The organism is Burkholderia ubonensis subsp. mesacidophila (assembly GCF_002097715.1).
GTDB lineage: Bacteria > Pseudomonadota > Gammaproteobacteria > Burkholderiales > Burkholderiaceae > Burkholderia > Burkholderia mesacidophila.
In genome coordinates, this window is the sequence record NZ_CP020738.1 from 3,169,123 (window position 1) to 3,189,705 (window position 20,583).

Here is a 20,583-nt window from a genome sequence, read left to right on the forward strand (position 1 = left end):
CCGCGTTTTTTGGGGACCCGACATGACAGAACCTATCGCCTCGGCGGCACTGAACACGATCGTGCTGACGGTGGACGGCATGCATTGCGGCGGCTGTACCGGGCGTGTGCAGCGCGCGCTGGCCGGCGTGCCGGGCGTCGTCGACGCCATCGTCGATCTCGACGATCGCTCGGCCACCGTGAGCGCGCACGACACGGTCGATCCGGCCCGGCTGGTCGAGGCGATCGGCGACGCGGGCTATCGCGCGACGTTGCGCGAGCCGGCGGACGCAAACGGGCGCCACGCCGACGAGCCTGCGCCGGCATCGCCGGCCACCACCGCGACCGCGCCAATCGAACTCGAAATCGAAGGGATGACCTGCGCATCGTGCGTCGCGCGCGTCGAAAAGGCGCTGGCCGGCGTGCCGGGCGTCACGCGCGCGTCGGTCAATCTCGCGACCGAGCGCGCGACGGTCGACGCGGCGGGCGTTCCAGCGTCCCGGCTGGCGGACGCGGTCAAGCAGGCCGGCTATCTCGCGACACTCGTCGCGCGCCCCGTCGCCGAACCGGACGCGGCCGTCGCACCGCCTCCCGCTGCCCTACATGCCGAGCTCGACATCGGCGGGATGACGTGCGCATCCTGCGCCGGCCGCGTCGAAAAGGCGCTCGCGAACGTGCCGGGCGTCGCCCGCGCGTCCGTCAATCTCGCGACCGAGCGCGCCACGGTCGACGCGGCGGCCGGCGTGACGACCACCCAACTGGTCGACGCAGTCAAGCAGGCCGGCTACCAGGCGACGCCGGTCGCGGAACCGGAGGCCGCCATCGCGCCGGAGGCCGCGTCCGGCGCTGTCGAGCTCGACATCGGCGGCATGACCTGCGCATCCTGCGCCGGCCGCGTCGAAAAAGCGCTCGCGAACGTGCCGGGCGTCGCCCGCGCATCCGTCAATCTCGCGACCGAGCGCGCCACGGTGCAAGGCGTCGCCCCGCTCGACCCGGCCGCGCTGATTGCCGCCGTCACGGCCGCCGGCTATCAGGCGTCGCGCGCCGCCGCGCCGTCGGCAGGCGCATCCGACGCGCCCGCCGGCACGAAACCGGACGCCGACACGCGCAAGCGCCGCGAAGCGATCCGCGAACGCAACCTCGTGATCGCCGCAGCGCTGCTGAGCGCGCCGCTGATCGCGCCGATGTTCGCCGCGCCGTTCGGCGTCGACGCAATGCTCAACGGCTGGCTCCAGCTGGCGCTGGCGTCGGTCGTCCAGTTCGGCTTCGGCGCACGCTTCTACCGCGCGGCCTGGCACGCGATCAAGGCGCGCGCCGGCAACATGGACCTGCTCGTCGCGCTCGGCACGTCGGCCGCCTACGGCCTGAGCCTGTGGATGCTGCTGCGCGACCCCATGCATCCGGGCCATCTGTATTTCGAGGCGTCGGCCGTGATCATCACGCTGGTGCGCTTCGGCAAATGGCTCGAAGCGCGCGCGAAGCGCCAGACCACCGAAGCGATCCGCGCGCTGAACGCGCTGCGGCCGGACCGCGCGCGCATCGTCGAACACGGCGTCGAACGCGACGTGCCGCTCGCGCAGGTGCGCGTCGGCACGGCCGTCAGCATCCGGCCCGGCGAACGGGTGCCGGTGGACGGCCGGGTCGTGTCGGGCCGCTCGCACATCGACGAATCGCTGATCACCGGTGAAAGCCTGCCGGTCGCGAAGGACGACGGCGATCCGGTGACGGCCGGCTCGATCAACGGCGAAGGCGCGCTGGTCGTCGAGACCACCGCGATCGGCGCGGAGACGACGCTCGCCCGCATCATCCGGCTGGTCGAATCCGCGCAGGCGGAGAAGGCGCCGATCCAGCGGCTCGTCGACCGCGTCAGCGCGGTGTTCGTGCCGGCGATCCTCGGCATCGCGGCGCTGACGCTGATCGGCTGGCTGATCGCCGGCGCGGGCGCGGAAACCGCGATCCTCAACGCGGTCGCGGTGCTCGTGATCGCGTGCCCGTGCGCGCTCGGCCTCGCGACGCCTGCCGCGATCATGGCCGGCACCGGCGTCGCCGCGCGTCACGGCGTGCTGATCAAGGACGCGCAGGCGCTCGAGCTCGCGCAGCGCGCGACCGTGATCGCGTTCGACAAGACCGGCACGCTGACCGAAGGCAAGCCGTCCGTCACCGCGTTCGACGCGGTCGGCCTGCCGCGCGACGAAGCGCTCGCGCTCGCCGCGGCGGTGCAGCGTCACAGCGATCATCCGCTGGCGCGCGCCGTGGTCGCCGCGCACCATGCCGACGTCGCGGCGCGCGGCGGCGCAACCGCGGCGAGCGTCGCGGCCGACGCGCGGGCGGTCGCCGGACGCGGCGTCGAGGCGCGTGTCGACGGCCGGCTGCTGGCGCTCGGCAGCACGCGCTGGCGCGACGAGCTGGGCGTCGCCGTGCCGCCCGCGCTCGACGCGCGCGCGGCCGAGCTCGAACGCGCCGGCAACACGATCTCGTGGCTGATGCGCGCCGACGCGCCGCGTGCGCCGCTCGCGCTGATCGCGTTCGGCGACACCGTGAAGCCCGGCGCACGCGACGCGATCGCGGCGCTCGCCGCGCGCGGCGTCGCGAGCGTGCTCTTGACGGGTGACAACCGCGGCAGCGCGGCGGCCGTCGCGGCGTCGCTCGGCATCGGCGAGGTCCATGCGCAGGTGCTGCCGGACGACAAGGCGCGCGTCGTCGCGGAACTGAAGCGCACGCATGACGGCATCGTCGCGATGGTCGGCGACGGGATCAACGACGCGCCCGCGCTCGCCGCGGCCGACGTCGGCATCGCGATGGCGACCGGCACCGACGTCGCGATGCACACCGCCGGCATCACGCTGATGCGCGGCGACCCGAGTCTCGTCGCTGACGCGATCGACATCTCGAAGCGCACGTACCGCAAGATCCAGCAGAACCTGTTCTGGGCGTTCGTCTACAACCTGGTCGGCGTGCCGCTCGCGGCGCTCGGCTGGCTGAACCCGGTGATCGCGGGCGCGGCGATGGCGTTTTCCAGCGTGAGCGTGGTGACGAACGCGCTGCTGCTGCGGAGATGGAAGGGGCGCGCGCGGTGACGCGGCGGGCCGCGCGACGGAGCGCGGCGCAATAAAGGAGAGGAAAGGACGGGCCCGGTTTCGCCGGGCCCGTTTGCATGGAGCCGCTTGGAGAACCGGTTCATCGATGTCGACGAATCCAGAAGAAGTACGCTCCGATCGCGACCAACATCGCTCCATCGACGATACCGAGCATCGGAAGCGGGTCCGTCCATTTGTCCATGTTGGTTGTGCGTGCGTAGTAGGGCGGACCGTCGCCGTACGCCTCCTTGAGGTTGATCGCATTGAACGCGAAAACGAGCACGAGCATGACCAGCAGTGCCGCACCGGTCAACATGCGCAACGGGTGCTTTCGCATGTCAGTATTGAACCGTCAGCGGAATGTAGCACTCCGACGCAGCCTTCGTTGCCGCCTCGATGTCGCGAACGAAATCCTCCATTCCTGCGTGAAGATTGATGCAACCGGCGGACCCGGCGTGATCGCCGCCGTGAATAAAGAATCCACCGCGACCGTACGTCTGGGTGCCGGGCATCACGTGGATGGTCAGTCGGTGATCTCCCCACGCTGCACGCGGATCGATGTTGTACCAGCGATTTGTCCACATCTGGGAAGGTTGAATCCAGTATTGTCCAGGCGGTATAGGGCCAACATTTCCCATCTGTTGTCGAGCGCTCGAATAATCAAAATTGCCATGATTATCCGGACGGCCGGAAACAGCGGGATATATCTTGGTCGCACTACCAGTCATGGCCAAAAAAGCGGCCATCGAATCGGAGTGAAATGGAAGCGCGCGCGCACGCGGGTACACTCGGATTACCGCGTTCGGCGGCGTACTTGTTCTCCATCGTTCGTTATCCTCGGCTTTTTTTAGCAATTCGAGTGTGCCAAAGCATTGGCCTGCCGATCATAAGCTGCGCTGCAGGGTGCCAGTTGGTCTGCGGATTCGAGCGCGCCACCCTCAAGACGTTGAATCGAGCTCACAGGCCTATACGAAGCGAACTACCACCCAATCTGCGCTCTGACGCGAAAGCGTGTCGAACTGCAAACGCTACACGTGCGAGCATTCAAATCTTCGTCGTTAGCCCGACACGACCGGCTTGATCAGCGTCGTCGTGATCGGCACGAAACCGCACGCGCGATACAGCGCCCGCGCCGCCGTGTTGTGATTGAACACGGACAGGCCGATCTCGGTCACGCCGTACCGGCGCGCCTCGGCCTCGAGCGCGTCGAGCACGCGCGTGGCCCAGCCCTGGCGTCGCCTGGACGGTGCAATTTCGAGATCGTAGATGAACAGCGTGCGGTTCGGACCTTCGGTCACGATCGCGTACCAGAGATCGCCGAGCGCATCGCCATCGGCGGCGTCGACAAGGGAGACGAGTATCTGGCCGGGTGTCAGCAGGCCGTCCGGCAACAAGGTGTCGAAACAGGCCCGGGCGCGGGCGGGCGCGTCTTCGACGGCGTTCTGCCCGGATGAGACAAGGTCGCGCGCGTAGCCGTCGATGGCTCGCGTGCGGTACGCATGAAATTCACCGGCCGTCATCGGCCGCATCTGCAGCATGGCCCGGTCGCCGTGAGAGGAATCCGACTTCCAGTGTAGCGGGACGGTCGCGCACGCACACGTGCGGTGCGGCGGCGGAAACGGGCGGGCAGGTGCGGCGGGCGCCGCGCTGAATCAGCGAATCAGCGAATCAGCGAATCAGCGACGGTACAGGCAAAGCGGCACGAGGTGCGACTGGCGCACGCGCTCGGCTTCGGCGCGACGCGCGGCGTACGAGTATTCCGCATCGAGCGGCAGGTGCGGCGAAACGAAGAGATCGTCGATCTTTTGCAGCAGGGCGAGGATGAAGCTCATGTGCGACTCCCGACAAGTATGGCTAGGGTTATCCCTTAGATGGACTCCATTCTAAGGGTTTTCCCTAGACTCTGCCAGCGTGCCGCAGCAATTTGCCGCAACCGGTCGACGACGAGCCAGGCGCTGCACATGCCGATCCAGGCGCGGCGCGGCTCGCCAGGTAGGGTCTGAACGTTCAGCGGCCGCGACGGACCCGCTTCGCCACCGCCGGCTGGCGGCTCGCGTGGCGTTCCAGGCGGTCGACTTGCGACAGGAGCGCGTCGTTGTGCTGCTCGAGCGTCGTGATCGTGGCCTGCTGCGTCGCCAGATCGGCGGTCAGGCGATCGATTCGCTGCTGCTGGGCGACGGCGCCGAGCTTCAGGTGCGACAACTGCATCGTCTGCATCACCAGCGCGACGAGCCCGGCCAGCACGACGACGGCCAGCGCCAGCAACAGGCGGTTCACCCGGCGCATTTCCCGATCGGCCGCGCGGTGCAGCGCGGTCGTCTCCGCCTGCAATGCGGCGAGACGGTCGGAGAGCGGACGCAGATGCGCATCGGCGTCGAACGACGGCTCGGCGCGGTCCGCCGACGGTTTCGTGACGAACGTCGCCGCGGAGGCCGCCGGCCGCGCGGCCGACGCAGCCGCAGCGTCGCGTTCGGGCGCGGCGACGGAAGGCTCGGCGCTCACGGCAGGGGCGGTCATGCGCGGCTCGGAAACTGCGTCGGCCGCTGCCGGCGCGGGTTGTGCGGCCGCTTCGCGGGCAGCTGCCGTCGACGTGCGGCGCTTCGTCCCCGTCGACGAACGGGCGCCTGCCGCGCGCGGGGTCGCCGGCTTCGTTGCCGCGCCGCCGTCATCTTTCGTGGAAACGGCGGCAGCCGCTGCAAGCGGCAGCGTCGCCGCTGCACCGGCGATCGCGATGTCCTCGGTACTGTTCGGCACGACGCGGTCCGCCGACGCGGCGTCGGTGGTGTGAACCGACACATCCTGCGCCGTCACGTCGGGGGCGACTTCCACCGCCGCCTCGGCGGTCAGTTCGTAATCCGCACGAGCCGGCATGTCTTTCCCCGTCGACTCGAACGCCGCCTCCGCTGCGGCGTCAGCAGCCCCGGGCGCATGCCCGGCCTCCGCCGTTACGCCATCGGCAGCAACCTCGCCGCCAGGCGCAGCCACCTCCCGCGCACCGCCGTCATCGGTTTCGCCGTCCGTGACGCGCGCCTCCGACGCGCCGAACCCATCAAGCGTCGCTTGCTGATGATCCGGCGCATCGCTCGCCGCGGCCTCGGCCGCCTCGCTGCGCACCGCGGCCGGCGCCACTTCGCCAGCCTCCATCACCGGATCGCCGAACAGGTCGAGCGTCCGCTCGTCGCGATGCGCGTCGCCGCCGGGCTGTATCGACGCGCGAGCCGGCGCGCGGCCCGCGGCGGCAGCAGCGCGACGGCGCGGCTTCGCGGACGGACGGTTGGAACGGGAATGGGGCGTGGCTACGGATTCGGTCATGGAGGTCGGGATGCGTGGCCCCGCGAACGCGGGACCGGGGCGTCAAACGGAATCAGTGACCGCGCATTGTCGCATGACCTGTCGCCTATTCATCTCCGGACCCGCCGTTGCCGTCGTCGCAACGCGTCACGCCGGGCAGCGCGCGCAGTTTGTCGCGAATCGCCTGGTATTCGAGGTCCGCGGCCGTCGTCAGCCCGCGCACGATCTCGCCGCGCAGCGGGATCGCCCCCGCGCCGAGGAAGCCGATGCCCGACACGACCCGCGCGACGCCCCGCGACGGATCGAGCACGATGTGCGGCGGGCCAAGCACGTCGAAGAAGCCGAACGCCGACACGATCATGAACAGCGCCGAGCCGCCGCCAGGATGAGCCGCATCACGCGTTCAACGTTGCCGAGCATCGGATTTCCCTCCTTTTTGCAGTGCGGGCCGCCGAATGCTTTATCCTTGGCCCCGGCCGCGCGCATCCGGCGCGCGCCGACACGTTTCGATTCACGCGCCCAACCCCGTCATGTCCGATTTCGACTCCGCTTCCGCCCAGGCCGCTCAACTGCGCCGCCATTTCGCGCACGTCGTCTTGCCAATCTGGCGGGGTTCAGGGTTCGAACGCACGCTGCAGTTGCCGTTCGAAGCCGTCGATCCGGCCACCCACGCGCCGCTGCCGGCCGAGCGCTATCGCGCGATGGCCTGCGCGCGGCAGCTGTTCGTGTTCGCGCAGGCGGGCGAGGCCGATCACGCGGCGACGCTGTTCGACGCGCTGTGCCGCCATTTCCGCGACGCCCGCCACGGCGGCTGGCACTACAGCATCGACGCGGCCGGTGCGCCGCTCGACACGACCAAGGACCTGTACACGCACGCGTTCATCGTGTTCGCCTGTGCCGCCTATCACGCGGCCTCGGGCGAGCGCGCCGCGCGCACGGTCGCCGAAGACACGGCCGCGCTGATCCAAGACCGCTTCGCGCCGCAACGCGGCGACGCGCTGCTCGACGCCGCGCGTTATGCCGATTTCTCGGTGTCGGGCAGCGGCCCGCTGCAGAATCCGCTGATGCATCTGACGGAAGCGTGGCTCGCCGCGTCCGACGCGTTCGGCGACGCCGCGTTCGACGACGCGCTCGCGCGCACCGCGCAGGCGGTCGAGCGCACATTCGTCGACGCGGCCACCGGCTGCGTCGCCGAGCTGCCGCTCGGCTCGGCGGACAACCGCTTCGAGCCGGGACATCAATTCGAATGGTTCTATCTGGTCGACGCGGCCGGTGCGCGGGTCGCGCATACCGGCCTGCGCGACGCGCTCGCGCGGGCCTTCGCGTTCGCCGAACGGCACGGCGTCGATGCGCAGACGGGCGGCGTCAGCGCCGCGCTCGACGCACAAGGCGCGTGCCTGGACGGCACGCAGCGGATCTGGGCGCAGACGGAGTATCTGCGCGCGCTCGCGACGCACGGCGGCACGCCGGCATCCGCGCCGCTGGCGGCGCAGATCGAGCGCTTCGCCGCGCGCTTCCTGCATCCGCGCGGCTGGTTCGAGTGCAAGACGGCCGATGGGCAGGTGGCGCGCGCCGACATGCCGTCGACGACGCCCTACCACCTCGCGACCGCTTACGCGGCGCTGCCCGCCGACGCGTAAGCCGGCGCACCGAACGACGGCGCGGCGCGCCCGCCGAGCGCCCGCACGTCGCCGAGCTCGAACACCGACACCGCCTGCATCAGGTGCGTGGTCTGGTCGCTCAGCGACGAGGCCGCCGCGGCGACCTGCTCCACCAGCGCCGCGTTCTGCTGGGTCAGCTGGTCCATCTGCGTGACGGCCTGATTGACCTGCTCGATCCCGACGGTCTGCTCGACCGACGCCGACGTGATCTCGGTCATCGTCTGCACGACGCGCGAGATCGACGTCGACACCGTGCGCATCGCTTCGCCCGCGCGCTCGACGAGCTCCGCGCCGCCGTTGATCTGTGCGACCGAATCCTCGATCAGCGTCTTGATTTCCTTTGCCGACTGCGCGCTGCGCTGCGCGAGCGAGCGCACCTCGCCCGCCACCACCGCGAAGCCGCGGCCCTGCTCGCCCGCGCGCGCCGCCTCGACCGCCGCATTCAGCGCGAGGATGTTGGTCTGGAACGCGATCCCGTCGATCACCGAGATGATCTCCGCGATGCGCCCCGAGCTTTGCGCGATGCCGCGCATCTTGTCGATCACGCTGTCGACGACCCCGCCGCCGTGGCTCGTCGCCTTGAGCGCGTCGTCGGCCAGCACGCTCGCCGCGCGGGCGCTGTCGGTGTTCTGGCGCACGGTCGCGGTCAGCTCCTCCATGCTCGCGGCGGTTTCCTCGAGCGACGCGGCCTGCGTGCCGGTGCGCGCCGACAGGTCCGCATTGCCGCTCGCGATCTCGCCCGCGCCGAGGTGGATCGCGTCGGACGCGTGGCGCACGACGCGCACGGTTTCCGCGATGCTCGCCTGCATCGTGGCGAGCCCGCGCAGCATGCGGTCGATCTCGTACACGCCGCCGGCGCGCACATCCTCGTCGAGCTTGCCCTGCGCGATCCGCTCGAAATGAAGGCCCGCCTCGTCGAGCGGCGCGACGACCGCGCGCCGCGCGGCCGCGTAGATCGCCGCGCTGCTCGCCAGCATCGCGGCCAGCAGCACGATGCCGACCCACTTGAACCAGCTCATGCCCGCGTCGATCGTGCCGAGCGCGGTGCGGCTCGACGCGCTGCCGTACTCGACGAAGCGATGCAGCTCGGTCAGGTACGCATCCTGGATGCTCTGGGTCGGCTGGTCGAGAAACGCCTGGATGTTGTCGCCGTCGAGGAACTGCACGAGTTCCACGAGCGCCGCGTGGATTTTCCGGTAACGGTCGGTGAGCGCCGCGACGCGCGTGCGGTTCTCCTCGTCGACGGGCTGCGCCGCGGCGAGCGTGGCGAATGCCTTGTCCGCCTCGGCGAGCGAATCGCTCGCATGGCGGATGATGTCGTCCGGCTTCGGGCCGCCGCGCACCATCCGCGTGCCGGCGCGCGACAGGTTGATGCGCGCGTCGAGCAGGCGTTCGGTCGCCTGGTTCGCCGCGCCGACCTGCGCGATCGCGACGTTCGACAGGTCGTCGACGCCGCTGCGTGTCGAGGTGAGCGACCAGAAGCCGAGCGCCTCGACCGCCAGCATGAAGAGACAGAACATGGTCAACACGCCGAGCAGACCCGACGCGAGCTTGATTTTGCTGAACATGGAAATTCCTGGAAAGCGACGATGGAGCAATGCCCCGGCGTTAGCGGCATTTCCCGGGCGGACTTTAGGCTCGCCGGTCAGGTAAGCCCGAGAATCTCCTCCAAATTAGGGAGGTCGCGCACGTGCGACGCAATAATCGCACTGCGCGGCGCCGCCAATCGCAGGAAATGCGGACAGATTTCCTTGCTTATCCGCGCCCCGCTTCCTAGAGTTCAGCGCAAGCGGCCACTCATTGCGAGGCAAGTCGATGACGGACATCGTGGATCACGCCCGCGGCGCATTGCGGGCGCAACCGTTCAGCATGCTGCTCGGCACGGAGCTGATGCACATCGGCGAGCACGAAGTGTCGCTGTGCCTGCCCGTGCGCGACGAGTTGCGGCAACAGCACGGCTACGTGCACGGCGGCGTCATCAGCTACCTCGCCGACAACGCGCTGACGTTCGCCGGCGCGCTCGCGCTCGGGCCGCGCGTCATCACGGCCGAATACAAGATCAACTACCTGCGGCCGGCGGTGAACGGCACGCTCGTCGCCCGCGCGAAGCTCGTCTATGCGGGGCGGCAACAGGCGACCTGCCAGTGTCACGTGTTCGTCATCGACGGCGATCACGAGCGGCTCGTCGCGATCGCGCAGGGCACGATCAACCGCGTCGGCGACGGAAAGGTGCCGGGGGCGCCGGAGGAAACGGCCTGAGGCGCTGCGCGGACAGAAATCGAGCTGCAGGGCAACGAGGCGCGCCCGACCTGAACGGCCAAGCATGCGGACAAGCGGCCGCAGCCGATGCGCTGCGCGTCTCGTTCTAACGTTTCATTGCAGCAAGATGGACTGCATCGCGCTCGCGCCGACCGACTGCGACAACCAGCACGATGACCTCCGTGTCGCGCACTTCGTAGACGAGTCGGTAGCCGGCGCTGCGTAGCTTGATCTTGTAGCGATCCGGGTGGCCGTGCAGCTTTGCCGAGGGTATGCGAGGCTTTTCAAGCCGCTCGGCGAGTTTGGATTTGAACTGGTCGCGAACTGTGCGATCAAGCTTCTTCCACTCTCTCAATGCGGGTTCGAGAAATGCGAGTTCAAAGGTCATTCAGCTTGACCTTGACGGCCTTCTCCTTGATACGCGCATCAGCCAGCGCGTTGTCTTCGATATCCTCCAGACGTTCGAGCATCGCCTCCCAAGTCTTCGCCGGGATGCAATAGAACGCCGGTTCGTTGTGGTTCAGGATCGCCACCGGGAAACCCTCTCCCGCCGCGACGGTTCCCATCGGGTTCCGCTTCAGCTCGGAGACGCTCGCCGTAACGCTTGCCAGGATCGTGTGAGGCATTTCGGCTCCTTCTTCAAATAAGAGCCAATCGTACGTCATTTAGCACCAAATTTAGCGCCAAAATTAGTCTTCTCGCACCCTCGAAGCCCTGCCGCGCGAATCGCGCCCGGCATAGCTCTCTGCCGCTGCAAGGTCCGATGCGCCGCGCATCAACAGCTTGCGCAATTGCCTGAGCCGCTGACACTCATCCCGTGAGGAGGCGCAACTACACCGGCATGCAGACGCGCCTACTCCGCACCATCACCCGCCAGCGGCAGGAAACGCGGCGCGACCTTCGCGCGCACGTTGCCGCCCGCATCGGTGCAATAGATCCCGCGCGCGACGTTATGCGGATGCTGCGCCGCCTCCGCGACGCTCAGCACCGGCGCGAAGCACGCGTCGGTGCCCTCCAGCAGCGCGCGCCAGTGCGCGGACGGCTGCCGCGCGAACACCTCCGCGAAACGCGCCTTCAGCGCCGGCCAGCGCGCGCGGTCATACTGCGACGCCGGATCGACGTCCGTCAGCCCCAGCCGTTCGACCAGCAATGCATAGAACGGCGGCTCGAGCGCGCCGATCGTCACGCATTCGCCGTCCGCGCAGCGGTAGACGTCGTAGAACGGCGCGTCGTGGAACAGGCTCGGCTGCGCGCCGTCGAGCTGGCCGTTCGCGCGCGCCCACAGCGCGAGCGTGCCGAGCATCGCGACGATGTCGACGATCGCGCCGTCGACCACCCGCCCCGGCCCGCCCGCGCGCACGTCGAACAGCGCGCAGACGATCCCGAACGCGAGCCCGAGCGCGCCGCCCGCATCGCCGAGGACGGTCGGCGGCAGGCCGGGTTTGTCGCCGCGCGGCGCGGCGAGCGACAGCAGGCCGGTCAACGCGACGTAGTTCAGGTCGTGGCCGGCGGCAGCCGAGAGCGGGCCCGCCTGGCCCCAGCCGGTCATCCGGCCATAGACGAGCCGCGGGTTGTGCGGTGCGCAGTCCTGCGGACCGAGCCCGAGGCGCTCCATCACGCCGGGCCGCAGCCCTTCGATCAGCGCGTCGGCCCGTGAAATCAGCGCGAGCGCTTCGTCACGCCCCGCCGGCGTTTTCAGGTCGAGCGGGACGATCGTCTTGCCTTCGCGCAGCAGGTCGCCGTCGCGGCCCTGCAGCGCGTCCGGCGCGCTCGTGCGGCCCGACGGACGCGCGATCAGCGTGACCTGCGCGCCCATCCCGGCGAGAATCCAGCCCGCGAGCGGGCCGGGGCCGAGGCCTTCGAATTCGACGAGATGGACGCCTTTCAGCGGCGAATCGAGCGGCATGCGGTTCTCCATGCTTGGCGGTCGGATGGCGTTCGCGACGCCCCCTGCAAATGAAAAATCCCTGCTCGGCGGGGTCCGCTTCGCAGGGATCGGGCTAGCCTTCGCGCGACAGACCGGGCCGGTCGCGCCGCGTCAGAACGCATCCCCCGGCACGCGCACCCAGCCCTCCATCAGCACGCGCGCACTGCGGCTCATGATCGCCTTGGTGACGGTCCACTCGCCGTTTTCCTGCTTCGCCTGCGCGCCGACCCGCAGCGTGCCCGACGGATGCCCGAAGCGCACCGCCTGGCGCTCGCCGCCGCCCGCCGCCAGGTTGACGAGCGTGCCGGGAATCGCGGCGGCCGTGCCGATCGCGACCGCCGCCGTGCCCATCATCGCGTGATGCAGCTTGCCCATCGACATCGCGCGCACCAGCAGGTCGACGTCGGTGGCCGCGACGCGCTTGCCGCTCGACGCGACATAGTCGGCCGGCTTCGCGACGAACGCGATCTTCGGCGTGTGCTGCCGCGTCGCGATCTCGTCGAGCGTGTCGATCAGGCCCATGCGCAGCGCGCCGTGCGCGCGGATCGTCTCGAACTTCTCGAGCGCCTTCGCGTCGCCGTTGATCGCATCCTGCAGCTCGGTGCCCGTATAGCCGATCGCCTCGGCCTCGACGAAGATCGTCGGGATGCCCGCGTTGATCATCGTCGCCTTCAGCGTGCCGACGCCCGGCACCGCGAGATCGTCGACGAGGTTGCCGGTCGGGAACATCGACCCGCCCGCGCCTTCTTCCTCGGCGGCCGGGTCCATGAACTCGAGCTGCACTTCGGCGGCCGGGAACGTGACGCCGTCCAGCTCGAAGTCGCCGGTCTCCTGCACCATGCCGTTCGTGATCGGCACGTGCGCGACGATCGTCTTGCCGATGTTCGCCTGCCAGATCCGCACGGTCGCGACGCCGTCGCGCGGCACGCGGGCCGGATCGACGAGGCCGCCGCCGATCGCGAACGGGCCGACCGCCGCCGACAGGTTGCCGCAGTTGCCGGTCCAGTCGACGAACGCCTTGTCGATCGACACTTGCCCGAACAGGTAGTCGACGTCGTGGCCGGGCCGCGTGCTCTTCGACACGATCACCGTCTTGCTGGTGGAGGACGTCGCGCCGCCCATCCCGTCGATCTGCTTGCCGTACGGATCGGGGCTGCCGATCACGCGCAGCAGCAGCGCGTCGCGCGCGGCGCCGGGCGCCTGCGCGGCCTCGGGCAGGTCCTGCAGGCGGAAGAACACGCCCTTGCTGGTGCCGCCGCGCAGGTAGGTCGCGGGAATCCTGATTTGAGGAATGTGAGCCATGTCCGTGTTATCCCAATGTGACTCGGTCAAGCCGCCGCCTGCGACGATTCGAGGAAGTCCTGCGCGAAACGCTGCAGCACGCCGCCCGCGTCGTAGATCGACACTTCCTCGGCCGTATCGAGCCGGCACGTGACCGGCACCTCGACGCGCTCGCCATTCCTGCGATGGATCACGAGCGTCAGGTCGGCGCGCGGCTTGCGCTCGCCGATCACGTCGAAGGTTTCAGTGCCGTCGATGCCGAGCGTCGTCCGGTTGGTGCCCGGCTTGAACTCGAGCGGCAGCACGCCCATCCCGATCAGGTTCGTGCGGTGGATCCGCTCGAAGCCTTCGGCGACGATCGCCTCGACGCCCGCGAGCCGCACGCCCTTCGCGGCCCAGTCGCGCGACGAGCCCTGGCCGTAGTCGGCGCCCGCGACGACGATCAGCGGCTGCTTGCGATTCATGTACGTCTCGATCGCTTCCCACATCCGCATCACCGTGCCGTCCGGCTCGACGCGCGCGAGCGAGCCCTTCTTCACCGCGCCGTCGACGACCGCCATCTCGTTGGCCAGCGTCGGGTTCGCGAAGGTCGCGCGCTGCGCGGTCAGGTGGTCTCCCCGGTGCGTCGCGTACGAGTTGAAGTCTTCTTCAGGCAGGCCCATCTTCGCGAGGTATTCGCCGGCGGCGCTGTTCGCGAGGATCGCGTTCGACGGCGACAGGTGGTCGGTCGTGATGTTGTCGCCGAGCACCGCGAGCGGACGCATGCCCTTGAGCGTGCGCTCGCCGGCCAGCGCGCCTTCCCAGTACGGCGGACGGCGGATGTACGTGCTCTGCGCGCGCCAGTCGTACAGCGGCGCCGCGCGCTCGCCCGCGTCGGCGCTGCGCGCGAACATCGGCTCGTAGACCTTGCGGAACTGCTCCGGCTTCACGCTCGACGCGACGATCGCATCGATCTCCTCGTCGGTCGGCCAGATGTCCTTCAGCGTGACCGGCTTGCCGTCCTGATCGTGGCCAAGCACGTCCTTCTCGATGTCGAAGCGGATCGTGCCCGCGATCGCATACGCGACGACGAGCGGCGGCGACGCGAGGAACGCCTGCTTCGCATACGGGTGGATGCGGCCGTCGAAATTGCGGTTGCCGGACAGCACGGCCGTCGCGTACAGGTCGCGCTCGACGATCTCCTGCTGGATCTTCGGATCGAGCGCGCCCGACATCCCGTTGCAGGTCGTGCACGCGAACGCGACGATGCCGAAGCCGAGCTTCTCGAGTTCCGGCAACAGGTTCGCTTCTTCCAGATACAGCTCGACCGCCTTCGAGCCCGGCGCGAGCGAGCTCTTCACCCACGGCTTGCGCACCAGGCCGCGCGCGTTCGCGTTGCGCGCAAGCAGGGCCGCGGCGATCACGTTGCGCGGGTTGCTGGTGTTCGTGCAGCTCGTGATCGCGGCGATGATCACCGCGCCGTCGGGCATCTCGCCCGCCTTCTCTTCCCACTGGCCGGCGATCCCGCGCGCGGCGAGGTCCGACGTCGGCAGCCGCTTGTGCGGATTCGACGGGCCGGCCATGTTGCGCACGACCGACGACAGATCGAACGTCAGCGTGCGTTCGTACTGCGCGTGGTTCAGCGTGTCGGCCCACAGGCCCGCTTGCTTCGCGTAGGTCTCGACGAGCTTTACCTGCTCGTCGCTGCGGCCGGTGAGGCGCAGGTAGTCGGTCGTCTGGCCGTCGATGAAGAACATCGCGGCCGTCGCGCCGTATTCGGGCGCCATGTTCGAGATCGTCGCGCGGTCGCCGAGCGTGAGGCTCGCCGCGCCTTCACCGCGGAATTCGAGGTACGCGCCGACCACTTTTTCCTTGCGCAGGAACTCGGTCAGCGCCAGTACCACGTCGGTCGCGGTGATGCCGGGCTGGCGCTTGCCGGTCAGCTCGACGCCGACGATGTCCGGCAGGCGCATCCACGACGCGCGGCCGAGCATCACGTTCTCCGCCTCCAGCCCGCCGACGCCGATCGCGATCACGCCGAGCGCGTCGACGTGCGGCGTGTGGCTGTCGGTGCCGACGCAGGTGTCCGGGAACGCTACGCCGTCCTGCGCCTGGATCACCGGCGACATCTTCTCCAGGTTGATCTGGTGCATGATGCCGTTGCCCGGCGGGATCACGTCGACGTTCTCGAACGCCTTCTTCGTCCACTCGATGAAGTGGAAGCGGTCCTCGTTGCGGCGATCCTCGATCGCGCGGTTCTTCGCGAACGCGTCCGGATCGAAGCCGCCGCACTCGACGGCGAGCGAGTGATCGACGATCAGCTGCACAGGCACGACCGGGTTCACCTTCGCCGGGTCGCCGCCGCGCTCGGCGATCGCGTCGCGCAGGCCCGCGAGATCGACGAGCGCCGTCTGGCCGAGAATGTCGTGGCACACGACGCGCGCCGGGAACCACGGGAAATCGCGTTCGCGCTTGCGCTCGACGATCTGCTTCAGCGAATCGGCGAGGATCGCCGGATCGCAGCGGCGCACGAGGTTTTCGGCGAGCACGCGCGACGTATACGGCAGCGTGTCGTAGGCGCCGGGCGCGATCGCGTCGACCGCAGCGCGCGCGTCGAAGTAGTCCAGCGACGTGCCGGGCAGGGGTTTGCGGTAGGCGGTATTCATGATGTGGGGGCAACCAGGGTATGACGTTCAGCGCGCGGCGGCCGCCCGCGTGGCGGGGGCCGGCGCGCGCTGCTTGCGGGTCAGCGCTTCTCGATCGGCACGAACTGCAGGTCTTCCGGACCCGTGTAGTTCGCGCTCGGGCGGATGATCTTGTTGTCGACGCGCTGCTCGATGATGTGCGCGCTCCAGCCGGACGTGCGCGAGATCACGAACAGCGGCGTGAACATCGCGGTCGGCACGCCCATCATGTGATACGACACCGCGCTGAACCAGTCGAGGTTCGGGAACATCTTCTTCGCGTCCCACATCACCGATTCGAGACGCTCGGCGATGTTGTACAGCTTCAGGTCGCCGGCCTCCTTCGACAGCTTGTGCGCGACGCCCTTGATCACCTTGTTGCGCGGATCGGAGATCGTGTAGACCGGGTGGCCGAAGCCGATCACGACTTCCTTGTTCTCGACGCGGCGGCGGATGTCGGCTTCCGCTTCGTCCGGCGAGCGGTAGCGGCTCTGGACCTCGTAGGCGACTTCGTTCGCGCCGCCGTGCTTCGGCCCGCGCAGCGCGCCGATCGCGCCGGTGATCGCCGAGTAGATGTCCGAGCCCGTGCCCGCGATCACGCGGCCCGTGAACGTCGATGCGTTGAATTCGTGCTCCGCGTACAGGATCAGCGACGTGTGCATCGCCTCGACCCACGACTTCGACGGCGCCTTGCCGTGCAGCAGGTGCAGGAAGTGGCCGCCGATCGAATCGTCGTCGGTTTCGGTCTCGATGCGCTTGCCGTTGTGCGAGAAGTGATACCAGTACAGCAGCATCGAGCCGAGCGACGCCATCAGGCGGTCGGCGATGTCGCGCGCGCCCGGCAGGTTGTGATCGTCCTTCTCCGGCAGCACGGTGCCGAGCACCGACACGCCCGTGCGCATCACGTCCATCGGGTGCGCGGACGCCGGGATCTGCTCGAGCGCCGCCTTCAGCGCGCTCGGCAGGCCGCGCATCGCGCGCAGCTTCGACTTGTAGGCGGCCAGTTCGGTCAGGTTCGGCAGCCGCTCGTGCACGAGCAGGTGCGCGATTTCCTCGAACTCGCACGACTCGGCGACGTCGAGAATGTCGTAGCCGCGGTAGTGCAGGTCGTTGCCGGTCTTGCCGACCGTGCAGAGGGCCGTGTTGCCGGCCGTCACGCCCGACAGCGCGACCGACTTCTTCGGCTTGAACGCGCCTGCGGCGGCCGGTGCTGCTGCGTCTTTCGTCTCGCTCATGTTTCCGTTCTCCAATTTGTCGGCCAGTGTTGGCGCTTCAGCGCTTGTCGACCGGTGTTAGTGCTTCAGCACTTACTCCGGTCCCACGCAAAGCGCACTCTGGCCCCATGCAAAGCTCAGAATCGTGTCTCGTGGGGGGCGGGCCGCGTTACTTCTTGCCCTGCGCGAACAGCTCGTCGAGCTTCTGCTCGTACGCGTGATAGCCGAGGTAGTCGTACAGCTCGGCGCGCGTCTGCATCGTCGGCACGGCCGCCTTCTGCGTGCCGTCGCGGCGCAGCGTCTCGTAGAAGTTCAGCGCGGCCTTGTTCATCGCGCGATACGCGCCGCAGCAGTACAGCGCGATGTCGACGTTCGCCTCGCGCAGCTCGTCGAGCGTGAAGAGCGGCGTCGAGCCGAATTCGGTCAGGTTCGCGAGGATCGGCACCTTGACCGCCGCCTTGAAGCGGCGATAGTCGTCGAGGGTCTTCATCGCTTCCGGGAAGATCATGTCCGCGCCGGCCTCGACATAGGCGACCGCGCGTTCGATCGCCGAGTCGATCCCTTCGGCGGCGGCCGCGTCGGTGCGGGCCATGATCACGAACTGGTCGTCGGTGCGCGCGTCGACCGCGGCCTTGACGCGATCGACCATTTCTTCGGTCGGCACGACTTCCTTGCCCGGACGATGGCCGCAGCGCTTCTGGCCGACCTGATCCTCGAGGTGCACGGCCGCGACGCCGGCCTTGATGAACGAGCGGACCGTGCGCGCGATGTTGAATGCGCCGCCCCAGCCCGTATCGATGTCGACGAGCAGCGGCAGGTCGGTCGCGTTGGTGATCCGGTTCGCGTCGATCAGCACGTCTTCCATCGTGCTGATGCCGAGATCGGGGATGCCGAGCGAATTCGCGGCGACGCCGCCGCCCGACAGGTAGACGGCCTTGAAGCCGACGGCCTGGGCCATCTTGGCCGCGTAGGCGGTGATCGCGCCGACCACCTGCAGCGGCTGCTCGGCCGCGACTGCCGCGCGGAATTTCGCGCCGGCGCTTTGAAGATGCGTGTTGCTCATGAACGGCCTCCTGATGGAATGCCTGCTACACAGCAAGTACCGGGCCAGCTCGTATGTCGTCGCTAACCCACTGATTCTTAAGCAACCGGCCGCATGCCACCGTGGTCGAATGATTTCAATTTAGAAACTTCACGTTCCAAAAATGAAATCGCGCGCGCATAATCGGTCGTCATGGACCTCTCCTCGATCAAGCCCGTCGGCCCCGCCGACCGCGCGGTGCGCCCGCGCGTCTGGGCGATGGGCATCAGCCGCCTGCGGGACCTCTTTCGCGAGATCGCCGGCGAATTCGACGAGCGCGCCGACGTGCGCATCGTGTCGCGCGCGTATGAAGAGGCGCTCAACGCAATCGCCGAGGCCGGCGCCGCGCGGCCCGACGTGATCGTCGCGGCCGGCTCGAACGGCGGCTTCCTGAAGACGCGCGCGAGCGTACCGGTCGTGGTCGTCTCGCCGACCGGCTTCGACGTGATGCAGGCGCTTGCGCGCGCCCGCCGCGACGCGTCGCGGATCGCGCTCGTCAGCGTCGGCGAGACGCCGCCCGAGGTGCGCCGCTTCGTCGCCGCGTACGGCCTCGACGTGGAGTTTGCGTCATATCAGTCCGCTCAGGAAGCGGAAACCTGCGTGCACGACCTGCGCGACCGCGGCATCGAGACGATCGTCGGCCCCGGCCTCGTCACCGACCTCGCCGCGAGCGTCGGCATGGGCGCCGTGTTCCTGTATTCGCATGCGTCGGTGCGCAAGGCCGTCGACACCGCGCTCGAGGTCGCCTATGCGACGCACGCGGAGGCGCTGCGCCGCCAGCGCCTCGACAACCTGCTCCAGCACCTGCGCGACGGCGTCGTCGCGCTCGATGCGCGCGGCCGGGTCGAGGCGATCAACGAACGGCTCGCGCTGGCGCTCGGGGTCGAACCCGCGGCGGCCGTCGGGCGCGCGCTCGTCGACCTGACGCCGGAGCTGCGCACGCTGCGCGGCGACGACGGCGATGCGCTCGCGACCGTGCGCGGCGTGCGCTACGTCGTGCATCGCGGCCCGCTCGTCGATCGCGGCGTCACGTCGGGCAGCGTGCTGACCTTCCAGGAATCGCGCGCGGTCGAACGGCTCGACCGTGCGCTGCGCTCGCAGCCGGGCACGCAGCAGTTCGCGGCGCGCTATACGCTCGACGACGTGGTCGGCGCGTCCGCGCCGATGACGCGCGTGCGCGACCTCGCGCGCCGCTACGCGAAATCCGACGCGACCGTGCTCGTGCTCGGCGAAAGCGGCACCGGCAAGGAGATGATCGCGCAGAGCCTGCACGCGCTGTCCGCGCGGCGCAGCTATCCGTTCGTCGCGATCAACTGCGGCGCGTTTCCGGAAGCGCTGCTCGAAAGCGAGCTGTTCGGCTATGAGGAGGGCGCGTTCACCGGCGCGCGGCGCGGCGGCAAGACGGGCCTGTTCGAGGCCGCGCATCGCGGCACGCTGTTTCTCGACGAGATCGGCGAGATGCCGCCGTCGCTGCAGAGCCGGCTGCTGCGCGTGCTGCAGGAGCGCGAGGTGATCCGCCTCGGCTCGACCGAGCCGATCCGCATCGACGTGCGCGTGATCGCCGCGACGCACCGGCCGCTGCTGGCGGCCGTCGAGGACGGCACGTTCCGCGCGGACCTCTACTACCGGCTCAACATCCTGAACGTCGGGCTGCCGCCGCTGCGCGAGCGCCCGGCCGACATTCCCGCGCTCGCCGCCGCGCTGCTGGTACAGGCCGCGCGGCGCGAGCCGCGGCTCGCGGACGCCCTGCGCGATGCGGGCGACGCGGCGCGCGTGCTCGACACGACGCAGGCGATCCTGATGCGCTACCGGTGGCCCGGCAACGTGCGGGAATTGCAGAACGTGATCGAGCGGATCGCGGTGGAGCTGGCGGAGGAAGCGGGCGACGCCGGGCAGGCCGGGACGTGCGGCGTGCTCGATCCTGACGCACTGCGGGCCATCGCGCCGGAACTGTTCGCGAACCCGGCCGATGCGCGCGACGATCCGGACGATGCGCCGACGCTGCAGGCGCGCCGCCGCCGCGCGGAAGCCGACGAGATCCGCGCGGCGCTCGACGCATGCGGCGGCGATCGCGATCGCGCATGCGCGATGCTCGGCATCAGCAAGACGACGATGTGGCGGAAGCTGTCCGGCAGGTAGGCGCCGCCGGTT

17 protein-coding genes and 1 pseudogene are annotated in these 20,583 nt (G+C 69.2%); 4 read left to right on the forward strand and 14 right to left on the reverse strand.

Going from position 1 to position 20,583, the window contains the following annotated elements:
* Positions 1-22 precede the first annotated feature (22 nt).
* Positions 23-3,055, forward strand: coding sequence for a heavy metal translocating P-type ATPase (locus B7P44_RS31805; RefSeq protein WP_084909780.1), 3,033 nt, complete (start codon positions 23-25; stop codon positions 3,053-3,055).
* A gap of 100 nt (positions 3,056-3,155) precedes the next feature.
* Here the strand turns inward: B7P44_RS31805 and B7P44_RS31810 are convergent, their stop codons facing one another.
* From B7P44_RS31810 to B7P44_RS31830, 6 genes and pseudogenes are all read right to left on the reverse strand, one after another.
* Positions 3,156-3,392 (reverse strand): hypothetical protein, encoded by a 237-nt coding sequence (locus B7P44_RS31810; RefSeq protein ID WP_084909781.1) that lies wholly within the window; start codon positions 3,390-3,392, stop codon positions 3,156-3,158.
* 1 nt (position 3,393) lies between these two features.
* The gene (locus tag B7P44_RS31815; protein ID WP_231716763.1) at positions 3,394-3,801 is read right to left on the reverse strand and encodes a tlde1 domain-containing protein; all 408 of its coding nucleotides are present in this window, start codon (positions 3,799-3,801) and stop codon (positions 3,394-3,396) included.
* A 312-nt stretch (positions 3,802-4,113) separates the two neighbouring features.
* Positions 4,114-4,593: a GNAT family N-acetyltransferase gene (locus tag B7P44_RS31820; protein WP_084909783.1), complete on the reverse strand. Its 480-nt coding sequence runs from the start codon at positions 4,591-4,593 to the stop codon at positions 4,114-4,116.
* A 138-nt stretch (positions 4,594-4,731) separates the two neighbouring features.
* Complete coding sequence (locus B7P44_RS37290; RefSeq protein WP_167389833.1) at positions 4,732-4,887, reverse strand: hypothetical protein; 156 nt, start codon at positions 4,885-4,887, stop codon at positions 4,732-4,734.
* A 175-nt stretch (positions 4,888-5,062) separates the two neighbouring features.
* The gene (locus tag B7P44_RS31825) at positions 5,063-6,367 is read right to left on the reverse strand and encodes a hypothetical protein (RefSeq protein WP_084909784.1); all 1,305 of its coding nucleotides are present in this window, start codon (positions 6,365-6,367) and stop codon (positions 5,063-5,065) included.
* A gap of 172 nt (positions 6,368-6,539) precedes the next feature.
* Positions 6,540-6,722, reverse strand: a pseudogene (locus tag B7P44_RS31830) (MgtC/SapB family protein); the annotation flags it as partial.
* Positions 6,723-6,876: 154 nt separating this feature from the next.
* Between B7P44_RS31830 and B7P44_RS31835 the strand changes: the two are divergent.
* On the forward strand, positions 6,877-7,986 hold the full coding sequence (locus B7P44_RS31835; protein WP_084909785.1) for an AGE family epimerase/isomerase: 1,110 nt from the start codon (positions 6,877-6,879) through the stop codon (positions 7,984-7,986).
* Here the strand turns inward: B7P44_RS31835 and B7P44_RS31840 are convergent.
* Positions 7,959-9,575, reverse strand: a complete 1,617-nt coding sequence (locus tag B7P44_RS31840) for a methyl-accepting chemotaxis protein (RefSeq protein ID WP_084909786.1) — start codon at positions 9,573-9,575, stop codon at positions 7,959-7,961. The two genes, B7P44_RS31835 and B7P44_RS31840, sit on opposite strands and share 28 nt — an antisense overlap.
* A gap of 247 nt (positions 9,576-9,822) precedes the next feature.
* On the opposite strand from B7P44_RS31840, the gene B7P44_RS31845 reads away from it, so the two are divergent.
* Positions 9,823-10,266 (forward strand): PaaI family thioesterase, encoded by a 444-nt coding sequence (locus B7P44_RS31845; protein ID WP_017331055.1) that lies wholly within the window; start codon positions 9,823-9,825, stop codon positions 10,264-10,266.
* A gap of 106 nt (positions 10,267-10,372) precedes the next feature.
* Here the strand turns inward: B7P44_RS31845 and B7P44_RS31850 are convergent, their stop codons facing one another.
* From B7P44_RS31850 to prpB, 7 genes are all read right to left on the reverse strand, one after another.
* On the reverse strand, positions 10,373-10,654 hold the full coding sequence (locus B7P44_RS31850; RefSeq protein ID WP_084909787.1) for a type II toxin-antitoxin system RelE family toxin: 282 nt from the start codon (positions 10,652-10,654) through the stop codon (positions 10,373-10,375).
* On the reverse strand, positions 10,644-10,892 hold the full coding sequence (locus B7P44_RS31855) for a type II toxin-antitoxin system Phd/YefM family antitoxin (protein WP_059610554.1): 249 nt from the start codon (positions 10,890-10,892) through the stop codon (positions 10,644-10,646). The genes B7P44_RS31850 and B7P44_RS31855 overlap by 11 nt, the downstream gene beginning before the upstream one ends.
* Before the next feature lie 227 nt (positions 10,893-11,119).
* On the reverse strand, positions 11,120-12,172 hold the full coding sequence (locus B7P44_RS31860; protein ID WP_084910140.1) for a CaiB/BaiF CoA transferase family protein: 1,053 nt from the start codon (positions 12,170-12,172) through the stop codon (positions 11,120-11,122).
* A gap of 132 nt (positions 12,173-12,304) precedes the next feature.
* Entirely contained in the window at positions 12,305-13,495 is a 1,191-nt protein-coding gene (gene prpF, locus B7P44_RS31865; RefSeq protein ID WP_084909788.1) for a 2-methylaconitate cis-trans isomerase PrpF, read from the reverse strand.
* 26 nt (positions 13,496-13,521) lie between these two features.
* Positions 13,522-16,119 (reverse strand): Fe/S-dependent 2-methylisocitrate dehydratase AcnD, encoded by a 2,598-nt coding sequence (gene acnD / locus B7P44_RS31870; protein ID WP_084909789.1) that lies wholly within the window; start codon positions 16,117-16,119, stop codon positions 13,522-13,524.
* Positions 16,120-16,199: 80 nt separating this feature from the next.
* Positions 16,200-17,372, reverse strand: coding sequence for a bifunctional 2-methylcitrate synthase/citrate synthase (gene prpC, locus B7P44_RS31875; RefSeq protein ID WP_084909790.1), 1,173 nt, complete (start codon positions 17,370-17,372; stop codon positions 16,200-16,202).
* A 148-nt stretch (positions 17,373-17,520) separates the two neighbouring features.
* Positions 17,521-18,414, reverse strand: a complete 894-nt coding sequence (gene prpB / locus B7P44_RS31880; RefSeq protein ID WP_084909791.1) for a methylisocitrate lyase — start codon at positions 18,412-18,414, stop codon at positions 17,521-17,523.
* A gap of 171 nt (positions 18,415-18,585) precedes the next feature.
* Between prpB and prpR the strand changes: the two genes are divergently transcribed.
* Positions 18,586-20,571 carry a propionate catabolism operon regulatory protein PrpR gene (gene prpR / locus B7P44_RS31885; protein ID WP_084909792.1) on the forward strand — a complete coding sequence of 662 codons (1,986 nt, stop codon included), beginning with the start codon at positions 18,586-18,588 and terminating at the stop codon, positions 20,569-20,571.
* Positions 20,572-20,583: the final 12 nt, after the last annotated feature.

Coding starts and splice junctions, on each gene's coding strand:
- prpR (WP_084909792.1), top strand. CDS start 18,586: ATGGACCTCTCCTCGATCAAGCCCGTCGGCCCCGCCGACCGCGCGGTG.
- B7P44_RS31850 (WP_084909787.1), bottom strand. CDS start 10,654: ATGACCTTTGAACTCGCATTTCTCGAACCCGCATTGAGAGAGTGGAAG.
- B7P44_RS31855 (WP_059610554.1), bottom strand. CDS start 10,892: ATGCCTCACACGATCCTGGCAAGCGTTACGGCGAGCGTCTCCGAGCTG.
- B7P44_RS31805 (WP_084909780.1), top strand. CDS start 23: ATGACAGAACCTATCGCCTCGGCGGCACTGAACACGATCGTGCTGACG.
- prpC (WP_084909790.1), bottom strand. CDS start 17,372: ATGAGCGAGACGAAAGACGCAGCAGCACCGGCCGCCGCAGGCGCGTTC.
- B7P44_RS31840 (WP_084909786.1), bottom strand. CDS start 9,575: ATGTTCAGCAAAATCAAGCTCGCGTCGGGTCTGCTCGGCGTGTTGACC.
- B7P44_RS37290 (WP_167389833.1), bottom strand. CDS start 4,887: ATGAGCTTCATCCTCGCCCTGCTGCAAAAGATCGACGATCTCTTCGTT.
- B7P44_RS31860 (WP_084910140.1), bottom strand. CDS start 12,172: ATGCCGCTCGATTCGCCGCTGAAAGGCGTCCATCTCGTCGAATTCGAA.
- acnD (WP_084909789.1), bottom strand. CDS start 16,119: ATGAATACCGCCTACCGCAAACCCCTGCCCGGCACGTCGCTGGACTAC.
- prpF (WP_084909788.1), bottom strand. CDS start 13,495: ATGGCTCACATTCCTCAAATCAGGATTCCCGCGACCTACCTGCGCGGC.
- B7P44_RS31845 (WP_017331055.1), top strand. CDS start 9,823: ATGACGGACATCGTGGATCACGCCCGCGGCGCATTGCGGGCGCAACCG.
- B7P44_RS31810 (WP_084909781.1), bottom strand. CDS start 3,392: ATGCGAAAGCACCCGTTGCGCATGTTGACCGGTGCGGCACTGCTGGTC.
- B7P44_RS31835 (WP_084909785.1), top strand. CDS start 6,877: ATGTCCGATTTCGACTCCGCTTCCGCCCAGGCCGCTCAACTGCGCCGC.
- B7P44_RS31815 (WP_231716763.1), bottom strand. CDS start 3,801: ATGGCCGCTTTTTTGGCCATGACTGGTAGTGCGACCAAGATATATCCC.
- prpB (WP_084909791.1), bottom strand. CDS start 18,414: ATGAGCAACACGCATCTTCAAAGCGCCGGCGCGAAATTCCGCGCGGCA.
- B7P44_RS31820 (WP_084909783.1), bottom strand. CDS start 4,593: ATGCTGCAGATGCGGCCGATGACGGCCGGTGAATTTCATGCGTACCGC.
- B7P44_RS31825 (WP_084909784.1), bottom strand. CDS start 6,367: ATGACCGAATCCGTAGCCACGCCCCATTCCCGTTCCAACCGTCCGTCC.